Source organism: Hydrogenophaga sp., from assembly GCF_051858985.1.
In the GTDB taxonomy this organism is placed as follows: domain Bacteria; phylum Pseudomonadota; class Gammaproteobacteria; order Burkholderiales; family Burkholderiaceae_C; genus Hydrogenophaga.
On the sequence record NZ_JBHYGM010000002.1, the window covers coordinates 190,814 to 204,749 of the forward strand.

A 13,936-nucleotide genomic window follows, 5' to 3' on the forward strand; every position below is an offset into this window, starting at 1 on the left:
AAAATGGCCGGATGTTCACACACCTGCGCCTGCACACCGAATTCTCCATCGTCGATGGCACCAACCGCATCGACGACGTGGTGGCCGCTGCGGCCGCCGACGGACAGCCTGCACTGGCCATCACCGACCTGAACAACCTGTTTGGCGCGGTCAAGTTCTACAAGGCCGCGCGTGGCGCCGGCGTCAAGCCGCTGATTGGCGCCGAGGTGATGCTGCAAGGTTTTGCCGAGGAAACGCCCGGCGCCATGCCCGGCAGCCACCAGCCAGCCGCACCCCGCGTGCTGCTGCTGGTGCAGGACCACCAGGGCTACCTCAACCTCTGCGAGTTGCTCGCCCGTGCCTGGACGCGCAACGGTGCGCGGGACCAGGCCGTGGTGCACCGCGACTGGCTGCAGGAACTCAACGCCGGGCTCATCCTGCTGTCGGGTGCTCAGGCAGGTCCGGTGGGCCAGGCCTTGCTGCAGGGCGACACGCAACGCGCTGCCGATCTGGCCTTGCAGCTCTCCACGCTCTTCACCCATCGCTTCTACCTGGAGCTGCAGCGCGCCGGCCGTGCCGATGACGAACGGCACGTGAGCCAGGCCGTGCAGCTTGCTGCGCGCCTGCATCTGCCCGTGGTCGCCACGCACCCCGTGCAGTTCCTCGAGGCCGACGACTACGAAGCCCACGAGGCGCGCGTGTGCATTGCCGATGGCGAGATCCTGGGCAACAACCGCCGCGTGCGCCGCTTCACCCGCGAGCAGTATTTCAAGAGCGCTGCGCAGATGCAGGCGCTGTTCGCCGACGTGCCTTCGGCGATCGCCAACTCGCTGGAGATCGCCCGGCGCTGCAACCTCACGCTGACGCTGGGCAAGCCGCAGTTGCCCGATTTCCCCACGCCACTGATCGATGGCGTGCCCATGCCCATGGAGGAGTTCTTTCGCCGGTCCTCCTTCGAGGGGCTGGAGGAACGTCTTGCCCACCTGTACCCCGATCCGGTGAAGCGCGACGCCGAGCGCCCGCGCTATGTGGAGCGGCTCGAGTTCGAGATCAACACCATCCTGAAGATGGGGTTCCCCGGCTACTTCCTCATCGTGGGCGACTTCATCAACTGGGCCAAGAACCATGGATGTCCTGTGGGTCCCGGCCGTGGCTCTGGCGCTGGCTCGCTGGTGGCCTATGCGCTCAAGATCACCGACCTCGACCCCCTGCAGTACAAGCTGCTGTTCGAACGGTTCCTGAACCCGGAGCGGGTGTCCATGCCCGACTTCGACATCGACTTCTGCCAGTCCAACCGAGACCGGGTGATCGACTATGTGAAGGACAAGTACGGCAAGGACGCCGTGAGCCAGATCGCCACCTTCGGCACCATGGCCGCGCGCGCAGCCATTCGAGACGTGGGTCGCGTGCTCGATTTCTCCTACGGCTTCTGCGATGGCATCTCCAAGCTGATCCCGAACAAGCCAGGCATGTCGGTGACCTTGCAATACCCGCCGGTTCCGAAGAAGGATGGCGACAAGAACAACTACGCGATCGAGATGGAGCCGGTGCTGGCCGAGCGCCTCCAGAAGGAAGACGACGTCAAGACGCTCATCGAGCTCGCACAGAAGCTTGAGGGCATGGCGCGCAACGTGGGCATGCACGCCGGCGGTGTGCTGATCGCGCCGGGCAAGCTCACCGACTTCTGCCCGCTGTATGCGCAGCCCGGCAGCGAATCGGCGGTGAGCCAGTACGACAAGGACGACGTGGAGGCGATCGGCCTCGTGAAGTTCGACTTTCTCGGGCTGGCCACGCTCACCATTCTGGAGATCGCGCGCGAACTCATCATGAAGCGCCATCCCGGCCAGGAGGGTTTCCGCTTCGAGGACGTGCCGCTGGACGATGCGAAGGTGTACGCGTTGTTCTCGCGCGGGCAGACCGAAGCGGTGTTCCAGTTTGAAAGCCGCGGCATGCAGGGCATGCTGCGCGACGCCAAGCCCAGCCGGCTGGAGGACCTGATTGCCCTGAACGCGCTGTACCGGCCCGGTCCCATGGACCTGATCCCCAGTTTCGTCAACCGCAAGCACGGCCGCGAACCGGTGGAGTACCCGCACCCCGCGGTCGCGGAGATGTTGTCCGAGACCTACGGGATCATGGTCTACCAGGAACAGGTGATGCAGACGGCGCAGATCCTGGGTGGCTATTCGCTCGGTGGCGCCGATCTGCTGCGCCGCGCGATGGGCAAGAAGAAGGCCGAGGAAATGGCCGAGCACCGCGAGAAGTTCCGCGCCGGTGCGCTCGCGACCCACGGCATCGTGCAGGAAAAGGCCGACGAGGTTTTCGACCTTATGGAGAAGTTCGCGGGCTATGGCTTCAACAAGTCGCACGCCGCCGCCTATTCGCTCCTGGCCTACCACACGGGCTGGCTCAAGGTGCACTACACGGCCGAGTTCTTCTGCGCCAACATGACGGTGGAAATGGACGACACCGACAAGCTCAAGGTGTTGTTCGAGGACGCCCAGAAGATGGGCATGGCGTTCGAGGCCCCGGACGTCAACCGTGGCGTCCACCGCTTCGAGCCCATCACCGACAAGTCCATCCGCTACGGCCTGGGCGCCATCAAGGGCACAGGCCAGCAGGCCATCGAGGCGATCGTGGCCGCGCGCGAAGGCCGCGGCGAAGGCCCCAGGGGCGATGAGAAGGGACCGTTCAGGAGCCTGTTCGACTTCTGCGTGCGCGTTGATCGCACGCGCCTGAACAAGCGCACGGTGGAAGCTCTCATCAAGGCCGGCGCATTCGATTCACTGCACCTGAATCGGGCCGAACTGCTGGCCTCGGTGGACCGCGCGTTCGAGTTTGCCGCCGCCAGCCTCGCCAACGCCAACCAGGGCGGCCTGTTCGACATGATGGGTGGCGACGACCACGGCTCCAGCACGCAGGAGCCCGACCTGGTGTCCGTGACGCCGTGGGGCATCAAGGAGCGCCTCACGCATGAGAAGAGCGCCATCGGTTTCTATTTCTCGGGCCACCTGTTCGACGAAGTGGAGCGCGAGGTGCGCCGGTTCGCGCGCACGCCTTTGGGTGATGTGATGGAAAGCCGCGACCCGCAGATCCTGGCAGGCATCGTCACCGACTTTCGCGTCATCAACGGCCAGCGCGGCAAGCTCGCGCTCTTCAAGCTCGACGACAAGACCGGCGTGTTTGAAACCAGCGCCGACGAGAACCTCATCAACGCCCACCGGCACCTTCTCAAGGACGACGAACTCATCATCGTGCAGGCCGTGGCACAACCCGACCGGTTCTCGGGCGGCGTGCGCCTGAAGATCCAGCAGGTGTGGGACCTGGCCGCTGCGCGCTGCCGTTTCGGCAAGTACCTGCGCGTCGCGGTGAACGGCCACGCGCCGGCGGTGGCGCAACTGGTGCGCGAATTCCCTCCGAAGCGCGAGATCACCGAACAGGGCGAACTGGTTCGGGGACTGCCGGTGAGACTCAGCCTGATGAGAGAGGGTGCGCAATGCGAGCTGCAGCTCGACGACCGTGCCTTGTTTTTCCCCACCGACGCCGCTTTGGCCAGCTGGATGGCTCAGGCGCACGAGCAGCGTGCAGAGATCGTGTTTGACTAGAAAGCACCCCCTGCGCCGCTGCGCGGCTTCCCCCTGAAAGGGGGACAACGCCAGCGGCCTGGCAAAGCCAGTTCCGCGGCGTTTCTGGATTGGAGACGCAGCGCGCCGGCCGCGCTTCGCTCAGTCCAGAGGTCGCAGGCCGATCACCATCGAAGGTGGCACAGTGCCATTGGTGTCCTTGGGCAAGGTCGCGGTCCGGTCGATGGCGCGCAGCACGGCTTCGTCCCAATCCGGGTTGCCGCTGCTCTTGACCAGCTTGCGCGATGAGATGGTGCCATCGGGCTGCATGCGCACCTCGACTTCAGCGCGTGGGTTCCCTGGCGCCACATCGGCGAAGACAACATTGGGCCGAATGCGGGCGGCGACGCGGCCCGCGTAGCCGGGCGTCGGCCCGCTGGAGTGCTGGGCGGTGCCGGTGCTTTGCGGACCACCGGTGGCGCCGGCCTGGCCCATCATGCGCTTGATCTGGTCTTCTCGAATCTGCTGCGCCACGCGGGCTTGCTCGGCTTCGCGCTTCTGTTCGGCCAGCTTCTGCTGACGCTCCTTCTCGGCAGCGGCCTTTTCCACGGCGGCTTTTTCAGCGGCGGCCTTCTTCTCCGCCGCCAACTTTTCCGCCGCAGCCTTCTGGGTGGCTGCTTTCTTCGCTTCTGCCTCGCGCTCGCGCTTGTCCGCTTCGGCCTTCTTCTTGGCCTGCGCCGTGGCAATTTCTGCCTGGGTGGGTCCGGGGGGCGGCGGCGCGGGGGCCGGGGCAGGCGCTGGTGCCGGTTTGGGTGGCGGCGTGGGCGTCTGTTGAACCTGGGGCGGCGGCGGCGGGGGAGCCACTTCGCGTGGCGCGGCCTGCTGAGGTGTGCGCGACCAGAGCTCTGCCTCGACCGACATCGGTTCCGCATCGTGCTGCCACTGCACGCCCATGGTGAGTGCGATCACCAGCAGACCGTGCGCCACCAGCGCCAGGCCCATGGGGCCCAGCCAGCGTCCGTCGCGCGGCGGGGCGAGGTCGAGGTGGTCGGCGGTGGATTGCATGAATGGGATGGGAAATTCAGCGCGAGGTTTGCACGGACAGGCCCACGCGCGCAACGCCCGCGCGCTGCAAGGTATCCATGACGCGAACAACGGCTTCGTACTTCACGTTCTTGTCGGCACTGATCACCACCGGCACCCCGCCTTCGGGCATGCTGCCCTTGGCCATCTGCAGCTGCTGCACGCGCGTCACCAGCTGGCCGAGGGCGACGGGTTGCGCTTCACCGCTGGCGGATCCCTCACGCGCGGTGATCTGCTCGTCCTTGTCGATCATCACGGCCACGAAGCGGTCGGGCTGGCGACCTGCCTGGCCCACGCTGGGCAGCGCGATCTGGCTGGGCGTGATCAGTGGCGCCGTGACCATGAAGATGATCAGCAGCACCAGCATCACGTCGATGAACGGGACCATGTTGATCTCGTTGATGGTGCGGCGGCCTCGGCCGCGGGAGGAGACGGCGGGCATGTTCAGTGTCCTGAGGCGGTCTGGGACTGCGCACCAAGGTTGCGCTGCAGGATGTTGGAGAACTCTTCCATGAAGGTCTCCATGCCGTTGGCCACGCGGTCGATGTCGTGCGCGAAGCGGTTGTAGAACACCACGGCCGGGATGGCGGCGAAGAGGCCGATGGCCGTGGCGACCAGCGCTTCGGCAATGCCCGGAGCCACGGTGGCCAGCGTGACCTGCGCCAGCGCGGCCAGGCCGGTGAAGGCGTGCATGATGCCCCAGACCGTGCCGAACAGGCCCACGTAAGGGGCCACGGAGCCGACGGTGCCCAGGAACGACAGGTTGGCTTCCAGCGCGTCCAGCTCGCGCTGGAAACTCGCCCGCATCGCACGGCGAGCGCCATCGAGGAGCGCGCCGTTGTCGGTGATGCGGCGCTCGCGCAGTTTCTGGTATTCGCGCATGCCGCTGGCAAAGATGCGCTCCATGGGACCGCCGTGGCGCGCACTCTGGGCAGCGGCGGCGTACAGCTCGTTCAGGTTCGTGCCGGACCAGAACTCGCGCTCGAAGTCGTCGTTGTGGTTGCGCACGCGACGGATGGCGAACACCTTGCGGAAGATGGCAGCCCAGCTGATCACGGAGACCACCACCAGCAGCACCACCACGGCCTGCACCACCCAGCTCGCATTGAGCATCAATTGAACGATGGATAGATCTTGGGTCATGGGTACTCGGAGACGGTTGATGGATGAAAGTTTCGAAGGAGACGCTCAGCCCCTGGCTTGCAGGGCCTCCAGCACCGGGGCGGGAATGCGCTGTGGACGCAGGCTTTGGGCGTCAACCCAGCCGATGCGGATGGTCCCTTCGCAGAGCATCAGGGGAGGCGCGCCGGTTTCCGGGGGTGGGAGGAGCGCACGCTGCTCGATTGTGAGCGAGGCCCGGCCTGCTTCTTGCACCCGGGCTGTAACCAGAAGCAAATCATCCAGCCGCGCAGGGCGATGGTATTGCACACGGGTTTCACTCACGATGAACATGCCGCCGACTTCGTCGCGAAGGCTTTGCTGACCAATGCCGAGCTCGCGAAGCCATTCGGTTCTCGCCCGTTCGAAGAACTTGAGGTAGTTGGCGTAGAAGACGATGCCGCCTGCGTCCGTGTCTTCCCAATAGACCCGCACACGCCACGTGAATGGAGCGCCCTGGCCCGCTGTCACAGCGCTTGCTCCATCCGCGTCACCGCTTCCTGGAGCTGGGCCATCGAGTTCGCGGTGGAAAAGCGCAGGAAGCGCCCGGGTTCGGCCGTGCCGAAGTCGCGCCCAGGCGTGGTGGCCAGCTGGCAGCGCTTCATCAGTTCGAAGGCCAGCGCCCAGCTGCCGCCTTCGTCCGGCCGCGCGCCCGTCGGTGGGATGCCCCAGCGGGCGCACAGGCCGCTCACGTCGGCCCAGGCGTAGAACGCGCCATCGGGCATGACCGGCACGCTCAGCCCCAGCCGGTTGAGTTCCGGGATGAAATGATCGCGTCGCGCCTTGAAGGCCGCGCGGCGGCGTTCGTATTCCGTGAGGCTGTCGGGTTCGAAACAGGCCAGCGCCGCATGTTGCGCAATGGTGCTGGGACAGATGAACAGGTTCTGCGCCAGCCGCTCGACCGCGGGCACCAGCGCAGTGGGCAGCACCAGCCAACCCAGGCGCCAACCCGTCATGCTGAAGTACTTGGAAAAGCTGTTGATGCTGATGACCTCGTCGCCCAGGCCGTCGGGCAGTCCCAGCGCGCTGTGGCCGTAGGCTTCCTCGTAGCTCAGGCCGAGGTAGATCTCGTCGACCAGGGTGATGCCGCCGCGTTCCCGCACCAGCCGTGCAATGCGCTCAAGCTCCTCGCGCGCGATCGACGTGCCGGTGGGGTTGGACGGTGAAGCCAGCAGCACACCGCGTGTGGCGGCTGTCCAGTGGGCTTCCACCTGGGCAGCGCTGAGCTGGAAACGCTGGTCGGCTCCGCTGGGCACCAGCACGGCGCGCCCTTCGGCGGCCTGGACGAACTGGCGGTTGCAGGGATAGCTCGGGTCGGGCATGAGGACTTCGTCGCCCGCCTCGATGAGTGCCAGGCAGGCCAGTTGCAGGGCCGCAGAAGCGCCCGCCGTGACCACGATGCGCCCGGGGTCGATGGAGAGGCCGAAGCGTGATGCGTACCAGCTGCTGATGGCCTGGCGCAACGCGGGCAGGCCGGTGGCCGGCGTGTACTGGCTGCGGCCGTCGCGAATGGCGCGTTCCGCAGCGGCCACAACGAGCGGTGGCGCGGTGAAATCGGGTTCGCCGATGTTCAGGTAGATCATCGACCGCTCGCCCGGGCGGGCGCCGGCTGCCATGGATGCCGCCGCCTTGGCCAGCTCCATCACATAGAAGGGTTCGATGCGCTGGGCGCGTTGCGCGATCCTCATGGAGCCGTCTTGCGAGAGCTACCGCGAGCCGGGGCGGCGTTCACCTCGGCGGGTCGCAACTGCGCGGCGAGCTGGTGCAGCACGCCGTTGACGTATTTGTGGCCGTCGGTGCCACCGAAGGACTTGGCCAGCTCGATGCATTCGTTGAGGGCCACGCGCCACGGCACGTCCGGGCAGTGCTGGAACTCGTAGGCACCGATCCACAGGATGCCGTGCTCGATGGGGGAGATCTCCGCCAGAGGTCTATCGAGGCGCGGCGAGATCAGCGCGTCGAGCTCGCCGGCCTGAGCGATGCAGCCATGAAGCAGGGCATCGAAGTGCACGCTGTCGGCCTTGTGGAAACCGGCCAGGTCGCGCGTGAAGCTGTCGATGTCCACCGCCGCATTGCGGCCCACCAGATGCTGGTACAGCGCCTGCAAGGCGAATTCACGCGCCCGGGTGCGGGCCGACTTGTCCGCGGCCTTGCGGCCCGTCGGGCCGCTCTTGCCAGGCTGGTCGGACGTATGGGAAGGAATTTCCTGGGACATGTTCAGCCGATCTCTTGAAGGAGGTGGGCCATCTCCACCGCCACCCGGGCCGCGTCGCGTCCCTTGTCGACCTGGCGGGCCACCGCCTGCTCCAGGTTCTCCGTGGTCAGGATGGCGTTGGCGATGGGGATCTGGTAATCGAGCGCGAGGCGGGTGACGCCCGCGCCGGACTCGTTGGCCACCAGTTCGAAGTGGTAGGTCTCGCCGCGGATGATGCAGCCCAGCGCGATCAAGGCGTCAAAGTCGTCGCGCTCGGCCATGGCCTGCAGGGCCACGGGCACTTCCAGGGCGCCGGGCACCTTCACGTGGGCGATGTTCTTTTCCTGCACGCCCAGTGCCAGCAACTCGCTCAGACAGGCGTTGAAGAGTGCATCGGTGATGGCCTCGTTGAATCGGGCCTGGACGATGCCGATGCTGAGTTTCCTGCCGTCGAGCGGGCTGGGCGTGCCTTTGTCTGCGCCGAACATGTGGGTTTCCGTTTCTTAGTCGTTGTGGCCGAGGTAGCCGGTGATTTCGAGCCCGTAGCCGGCCATGCTGGGCATGCGGCGCGGGTTGCCCATGAGCTGCATCTTGAGCACGCCGCATTCGCGCAGGATCTGCGCGCCCACGCCGTAGGTGCGAAGGTCCATGCGACCGCGCTCGGGCGCCTGCGCCGAACGGGCCGTGCCTTCGAACTGGGCCAGCAATTGCGCCGCGCTTTCACCGCAGTTGAGCAGCACGGCCACGCCCGCGCCCGCTTGCGCAATGTGGCGCAGGCTGGCTTCGAGGCTCCAGGAGTGCATGGCTCGCCCGACTTCCAGCGCGTCGAGCACCGACAGCGGTTCGTGCACGCGCACCGCGATGCTGTCCTCGGGCTTCCACTGGCCCTTGACCAGGGCCAGGTGCAGCGCGCCGCTGGGCTCGTCGCTGAACGCTGTGACGCTGAACTCGCCAAAGGCCGTGTTCATCGTTCGCGTGCCCAGCTTTTTCACCAGGCTCTCATGGCGGCTCCGGTGTTCGATCAGATCGGCGATGGTGCCGATCTTCAGCCCGTGCTCGGCGGCGAAGAGTTGCAGGTCGGGCAGACGCGCCATGGTGCCGTCGTCCTTCATGATCTCGCAGATCACCGCCGCCGGGCTGCAGCCGGACATGGCAGCGAGGTCGCAGCCGGCTTCGGTGTGGCCCGCGCGCATGAGCACACCCCCTTCGACCGCCTGCAGGGGAAAGATGTGGCCGGGCTGCACGAGATCGCCCGCCTGCGCGTTCGGCGCCACGGCCACCTGCACCGTGCGTGCGCGATCGGCGGCCGAAATGCCGGTGGTCACGCCTTCGGCGGCCTCGATGGAGACGGTGAACGCCGTGCCCATCTTCGTGCCGTTGCGCGGCACCATCGGCGGCAGGCGCAAGCGCTCGCAGCGCTCGCGCGTGAGCGTGAGGCAGATCAAGCCACGGCCAAAGCGCGCCATGAAGTTGATGGCCTCGGGCGTGACGTGGTCGGCCGCCAGCACGAGGTCGCCTTCGTTCTCGCGGTCTTCCTCGTCCACCAGAATCACCATGCGCCCGGCGCGCATCTCGGCGACGATCTCCTCCACGGGCGAGATGGCCACCGGGGCCAGGTTGTCACGGGCGTTCATTCGGATTCCTTCGGGGTGAGGGCGCCAGCGCCCAGCATGCGCTCCACGTAGCGGGCGACGGTGTCGATTTCGAGGTTGACCGGGCTGCCCTCGGTCAGTTGGCCCAGCGCGGTGTTCTGCACCGTGTGGGGAATGAGGTTGATGCTGAACTCGCAACCCTGGGGGCTGTCGTTGATCTCGTTGACGGTCAGGCTCACCCCGTTGACGGTGATCGAACCTTTGTAGGCGAGGTATTTCCCGAGCGCGAGCGGCGCCATCACGCGCAGTTCCCAGCTTTCCCCCACCTGGGCGAAGCGCACGACCTGACCGACGCCATCCACATGCCCGGAAACGATATGCCCGCCCAGGCGGTCGTGGGCGCGCAGCGCTTTTTCGAGGTTGAGGCGGTGGCCGGGTTGCGACAGGCCGGTGGTGCGGGCCAGCGACTCCGCCGAGACGTCGATGGTGAAGTGGTGGCGGGGCAGGTCGATCGAGGTGACCGTCATGCAGGCGCCGTTGAGCGCGATGCTGTCGCCCAGGCCCACGTCGTCGAGGTACCCGGCGGGCGCCTCGATGGTGAGTCGCTTGCCGTGTTCCAAAGAGCTGCCCAGGTCGTGGAGGGCGGCGATGCGCCCCACGCCGGTGATGATGCCGGTAAACATCGGCGTATTTTCGCAGGGTTTTCGAGCACGCACGGTTCGCCCGCCTTCGCGCACGCGGAATCAGCGCTCCCAGCAGCTCCGGCTTTCCATGGGTGCAGGCACCAGGGCGGTGGCCCCCTGGCTGCGCTGGCCGGTGTGGTCGATGTGGAAGCTGCCGCATGCGTCCGCCGCCTGGGCGCCCGCGGGCAGGGCGCTGAGCTGGTGGCTCCAACCCGTTTCGGACGTCACTGCCAGCGTGTAGCGGCCTCCCTCCACCACGAGCTGGCCCGCCGGAATCTGGCTGGTCAGCGGGTAGGAGCCTCGCACGGTGGCTTCCCGTTCCATCCATTGCGCCAGTTTCATCAGCGCGGCGCGCGCGTGCGCGCGGTGGCTGCGCATCACGTACTGGTTGTAGTGGGGCAGCGCGATCACCGCGAGCACGGCGATGAGGGCCACCACGATCATGGCTTCGACCAGCGTGAATCCGCGCGGCTTCATCGCTGGATTTCGCGCCAATCCATCCGCACGCCGGGGCCGTTGGCGCCCAGCAGGGAGGCCTTGTCGGTACAGGCCCGGTCGGTGCAGCCGGCCCCGTTGCGCGCGGAAATGAGGTCCAGGCGGTTGCCGGGTGCGGGGAGGGTGATGAATTCCGCTGCCTTCACGCTCGCGCGGCTGGCGCGGGGTGTGTTCGCGGTGACGCCGGGCAGTGCAAACACGGCCGTGCCAGGGGGCCGGCCCGAGATGATGTCGAGCACGGTGAGCCAGTGATCATCTTCCAGCGCACCGCCCTCGCAGCTTTCGCTGGCATTCACGTCCGCGGGTGCGGTGCTGGTGATGACGGCCTTCTGGCCTTCGAAATACACAGGGGCCTGCAGCACGCGTTCGCCGGGCTGCGGCAGATCAAGGTACCAGCCACGCGGGGTGGTGGCGTGGTTGCCGCGCGTGTAGGCCACGGTGTTCCCGGTGCTGGTAGACAAATCGGGTGCGGCGTCGCCGGGACCACCATGCTCCCGTGGCAGGCTGGCGAGCACTTCCTGGCGAACCAGCGCAGTGCGCGCAGCCGACGCGACAAGCGGAGCGCTGTCGAGCAGCATCAGGCGCCCGTCCTTTTGCTGGATGGCACCCTTGTCCCACACACTGTAGATCGTCTGCACCTGGGCGTCCGAGGCGTCCGAGAGCTGGAGGTGGCGGCCGGTGCCGAACATCAGCTGGATGCCACCCAGGGGATGCGCCAGCCAGAGGGGAGCGGTGGTGATGGCCTGGCGCTTCGCCGGGGTTGCGTTGTCCGTTGCCACAAAGAACGGCTGGCACGCAGTGGAATCGCGGCAGGTCTCGCCACTGCCGTCCCACGTGCTCACCCCCCAATCGGCTTCGCTCGGGCCGGACAGGTTGAACTTCCAGAGCTGCCCTTGCAGGTCGCCCGCGTAAGCGACATCCATCCTGCCGTCGTTGTTGACGTCGATGAGACGCGGGGCAAACAGTCCGTTGGACTGCTTTTCCCGTGAATTCGCCACCAGCCGCACGAGGCTGCGGTCGCCGTCCAGGTGCTGGATGAGCAGCACCGGGCGTTCCAGCGGACTGTTGACGCCATTGCCCATGACCACCGCCCAGCGCCCGTTGTTGAGCCTGACGATCTGCTCGCTGCGCAGGGTGACGTCGTCCACGGCGGGCGCCGCATGGAGGTGGCCCACGTCTTCCTGGCCTGAAAACTCGCCGCTGGCATCGCTGGCGATGGTCCGGTCCAGCATCACCGATGCGGCCGAGAGCTTCTGGGGGTCGGTGACGTCCAGCACGAAGTAGCCGCGGCCGCCACTGGCCAGGCCACTGACCAGCACGGTGCGCCAGTCGGGGGGCGAGCCTTCTGTGGCGCGCAGGTCGGCGTCGCCGGTGAAGGGATGGCCGTCCACGCTGTAGCGGTGCGAGTAAGACGGCAAGGTGTACGAACGCAGGATGCCAAAGACCGCCTGAGGCACGTAGGCCAGCCGCTCGGCGCCGGTCTGTGCGTCGAAGGCGTGCAGCATGCCGTCGTTGGCGCCCACGTAGACCATCGGCCGGCGGGCGGCGTGGCGCGTGCGGAAATCGGCGTGGCCGGGGTGATCGAAGGCGGGCCGCAGTGGGCGCCCGGTGTGCCAGAGGTTGGAGTTGACGATGTCACCGAGGCGCGAACTGCGCTGGCGCATGGTCCCACCGTGCTGCGTCTCGAGAAAGCGGTCGCCGCGCAGGTACTCCACGCGCTGTCGGGCACGTGCGTGGCTTTCGGGGCCGCGCAGAAGTGTCTTTTGCGTCGCGGAGAAGTGGTCCCATTGGAACGTCACGCCCTGGCGCCCGTCGTGCGTCAGGATCAAGCGCTGGGAGGGCTTGAGTTCCGGCGAATCGAGCAGCGCGCTGGCGCGCCACACCGGGGCATCGCTGATGGCGTGCGTGTCGGCCGAGATGCGCTGCGCAGTGAGCTCGCCACTCCAGCGCCTGGCGTCATACCCAGCGATGAACACCATGCCATCGGCGCGCAGCCGGCTGGCGCTGCCGACCACGCTGGTCCATCGAGGCGGGTCGGTGGGCGTGATGGCCTCGAGGATGCTGCCCAGTGCGTCGATCAGGCCCGCCTCATCGGGAGCGGGGAGGAACCGGCCTCGGCCGTTCAGCGCCATGTGCCAAAGCTCGGGTTTGCGAAATGGCGCTCGCCATTTGTACGTCTCGGCGCCGTCGCAGGGTTCGTTGCCGGGGCCGGTGCGCTCGGCGTTGCAGAAAGGCGATGGCCACTGCACCTCGCCGCGGATGAGAGGCGCGAGACCGGCGAACTGGTCGACCGCCCAGGTGGGGGGCAGCGTCCAGTCGGTGGCCTGGCGCAGGCCAATGGTGTGCGTCACGAGGTGTTGCCAGGTGGCGGGATCGTTGCGCGGGTTCCAGTAGGGATCCAGCACCGCCGGCGCGGCATCGGTGCCGAAGTTCTCGCTGACCTGCGTCTGCCAGCGGGGCGCTACCTGGTTCGGCACCTCAGGCTGCAGGTCTTTTGACCAGTAGTGGAAGGCCAGATCGGACAGCGTGCTCCATTCAGCGGTGCCCCAATCGTCGCTGTAGAGCCTGGTCTGCGGGGCGGAGCCGGTGTAGGCCGTGCCATCGGGCAGCTGGGCCGCCGCGCGGTCCGGGTTGTTGCCGCGCGCCACGCGTTGGTCGTCGGGCCCGGCGGTGTCCACGCCCCGGCTGGAGGCGTGGCCCCAGCCGCCGTCGCTGAGGAACAGGTGGTGCGCCTTGCGACACGCCAGTCTGGGTTCCGCTTCTCTACCCGGGTCCGCGGCCCAGGCGCCGTCGTTTCCCGGGTGGGACGCGCTGAGGTACTGGCCTGCCGCATCGATCATTCCGTGTGCGGGCGAACCCCTACCCAGCTCAAGCCCTTCCGCCCAGGCCAGGAAGTTCTGTCGATGGCTGTCGTCCAGACGGCGAATGCCGTTGTAGCCGTGGCAGGCGTGAGCGTCGCCCGGCAGTCCGCGGCAGCCGTGCATGGCCTGCCAGGCGAGGCGGACGCGATCCTGGTCCAGGTGCTGAGGTGCAAACGCCGACTTCAGCCCCGCCTTGAGGTCCATCAGCCCCCGAGGGCCGAGGCTGGACGAGTTGTCCACCGACACGATGACGTTGGGAGCCGGCTCGCGGGAGAGGCGCGGCGGGTGCTGCATGAGCTTCAAGGGTTCCGCCTGTACGCAGGACCCCAGC

The 13,936-nt window shown here is 67.1% G+C and carries 12 protein-coding genes; 1 reads left to right on the forward strand and 11 read right to left on the reverse strand.

The features are described 5' to 3' along the window. Positions 1 to 11: 11 nt before the first annotated feature. On the forward strand, positions 12 to 3,581 hold the full coding sequence (gene dnaE / locus ACTIEY_RS07275) for a DNA polymerase III subunit alpha (protein WP_439518451.1): 3,570 nt from the start codon (positions 12 to 14) through the stop codon (positions 3,579 to 3,581). Between the two features lie 120 nt (positions 3,582 to 3,701). Here the strand turns inward: dnaE and tolA are convergent, their stop codons facing one another. The 11 genes from tolA to ACTIEY_RS07330 are packed head-to-tail and all read right to left on the reverse strand — an operon-like array spanning position 3,702 to position 13,899. After that, on the reverse strand, positions 3,702 to 4,604 hold the full coding sequence (gene tolA, locus ACTIEY_RS07280; protein ID WP_439518452.1) for a cell envelope integrity protein TolA: 903 nt from the start codon (positions 4,602 to 4,604) through the stop codon (positions 3,702 to 3,704). 16 nt (positions 4,605 to 4,620) lie between these two features. Next, positions 4,621 to 5,064, reverse strand: coding sequence for a biopolymer transporter ExbD (locus tag ACTIEY_RS07285; protein WP_439518453.1), 444 nt, complete (start codon positions 5,062 to 5,064; stop codon positions 4,621 to 4,623). A gap of 2 nt (positions 5,065 to 5,066) precedes the next feature. Next, positions 5,067 to 5,765 (reverse strand): protein TolQ, encoded by a 699-nt coding sequence (gene tolQ / locus ACTIEY_RS07290; protein ID WP_439518454.1) that lies wholly within the window; start codon positions 5,763 to 5,765, stop codon positions 5,067 to 5,069. A gap of 45 nt (positions 5,766 to 5,810) precedes the next feature. Further along, positions 5,811 to 6,251, reverse strand: coding sequence for a tol-pal system-associated acyl-CoA thioesterase (gene ybgC / locus ACTIEY_RS07295; protein WP_439518455.1), 441 nt, complete (start codon positions 6,249 to 6,251; stop codon positions 5,811 to 5,813). After that, a complete protein-coding gene (locus ACTIEY_RS07300; RefSeq protein WP_439518456.1) occupies positions 6,248 to 7,468 on the reverse strand; it encodes a pyridoxal phosphate-dependent aminotransferase in 1,221 nt (406 codons plus the stop codon). Before ACTIEY_RS07300 ends, ybgC begins: the two co-directional genes overlap by 4 nt. Next, a complete protein-coding gene (gene nusB, locus ACTIEY_RS07305; RefSeq protein WP_439518457.1) occupies positions 7,465 to 7,995 on the reverse strand; it encodes a transcription antitermination factor NusB in 531 nt (176 codons plus the stop codon). The genes ACTIEY_RS07300 and nusB overlap by 4 nt, the downstream gene beginning before the upstream one ends. 2 nt (positions 7,996 to 7,997) lie before the next feature. Then, complete coding sequence (gene ribH / locus ACTIEY_RS07310; RefSeq protein WP_439518458.1) at positions 7,998 to 8,462, reverse strand: 6,7-dimethyl-8-ribityllumazine synthase; 465 nt, start codon at positions 8,460 to 8,462, stop codon at positions 7,998 to 8,000. Positions 8,463 to 8,477: 15 nt separating this feature from the next. Beyond that, a complete protein-coding gene (gene ribBA, locus ACTIEY_RS07315) occupies positions 8,478 to 9,608 on the reverse strand; it encodes a bifunctional 3,4-dihydroxy-2-butanone-4-phosphate synthase/GTP cyclohydrolase II (protein ID WP_439518459.1) in 1,131 nt (376 codons plus the stop codon). After that, entirely contained in the window at positions 9,605 to 10,249 is a 645-nt protein-coding gene (locus ACTIEY_RS07320; RefSeq protein WP_439518460.1) for a riboflavin synthase, read from the reverse strand. The genes ribBA and ACTIEY_RS07320 overlap by 4 nt, the downstream gene beginning before the upstream one ends. 60 nt (positions 10,250 to 10,309) lie before the next feature. Beyond that, positions 10,310 to 10,726, reverse strand: a complete 417-nt coding sequence (locus tag ACTIEY_RS07325; protein WP_439518461.1) for a type IV pilin protein — start codon at positions 10,724 to 10,726, stop codon at positions 10,310 to 10,312. Continuing rightward, complete coding sequence (locus ACTIEY_RS07330) at positions 10,723 to 13,899, reverse strand: pilus assembly protein (RefSeq protein WP_439519420.1); 3,177 nt, start codon at positions 13,897 to 13,899, stop codon at positions 10,723 to 10,725. The genes ACTIEY_RS07325 and ACTIEY_RS07330 overlap by 4 nt, the downstream gene beginning before the upstream one ends. Positions 13,900 to 13,936 lie beyond the last annotated feature (37 nt).

Bases quoted from the DNA above. Each gene is read 5' to 3' on its own strand.
- tolQ (WP_439518454.1), bottom strand. From the start codon at position 5,765: ATGACCCAAGATCTATCCATCGTTCAATTGATGCTCAATGCGAGCTGG.
- ribH (WP_439518458.1), bottom strand. From the start codon at position 8,462: ATGTTCGGCGCAGACAAAGGCACGCCCAGCCCGCTCGACGGCAGGAAA.
- ACTIEY_RS07300 (WP_439518456.1), bottom strand. From the start codon at position 7,468: ATGAGGATCGCGCAACGCGCCCAGCGCATCGAACCCTTCTATGTGATG.
- ACTIEY_RS07285 (WP_439518453.1), bottom strand. From the start codon at position 5,064: ATGCCCGCCGTCTCCTCCCGCGGCCGAGGCCGCCGCACCATCAACGAG.
- ACTIEY_RS07320 (WP_439518460.1), bottom strand. From the start codon at position 10,249: ATGTTTACCGGCATCATCACCGGCGTGGGGCGCATCGCCGCCCTCCAC.
- ACTIEY_RS07325 (WP_439518461.1), bottom strand. From the start codon at position 10,726: ATGAAGCCGCGCGGATTCACGCTGGTCGAAGCCATGATCGTGGTGGCC.
- ACTIEY_RS07330 (WP_439519420.1), bottom strand. From the start codon at position 13,899: ATGCAGCACCCGCCGCGCCTCTCCCGCGAGCCGGCTCCCAACGTCATC.
- ribBA (WP_439518459.1), bottom strand. From the start codon at position 9,608: ATGAACGCCCGTGACAACCTGGCCCCGGTGGCCATCTCGCCCGTGGAG.
- nusB (WP_439518457.1), bottom strand. From the start codon at position 7,995: ATGTCCCAGGAAATTCCTTCCCATACGTCCGACCAGCCTGGCAAGAGC.
- dnaE (WP_439518451.1), top strand. From the start codon at position 12: ATGTTCACACACCTGCGCCTGCACACCGAATTCTCCATCGTCGATGGC.
- tolA (WP_439518452.1), bottom strand. From the start codon at position 4,604: ATGCAATCCACCGCCGACCACCTCGACCTCGCCCCGCCGCGCGACGGA.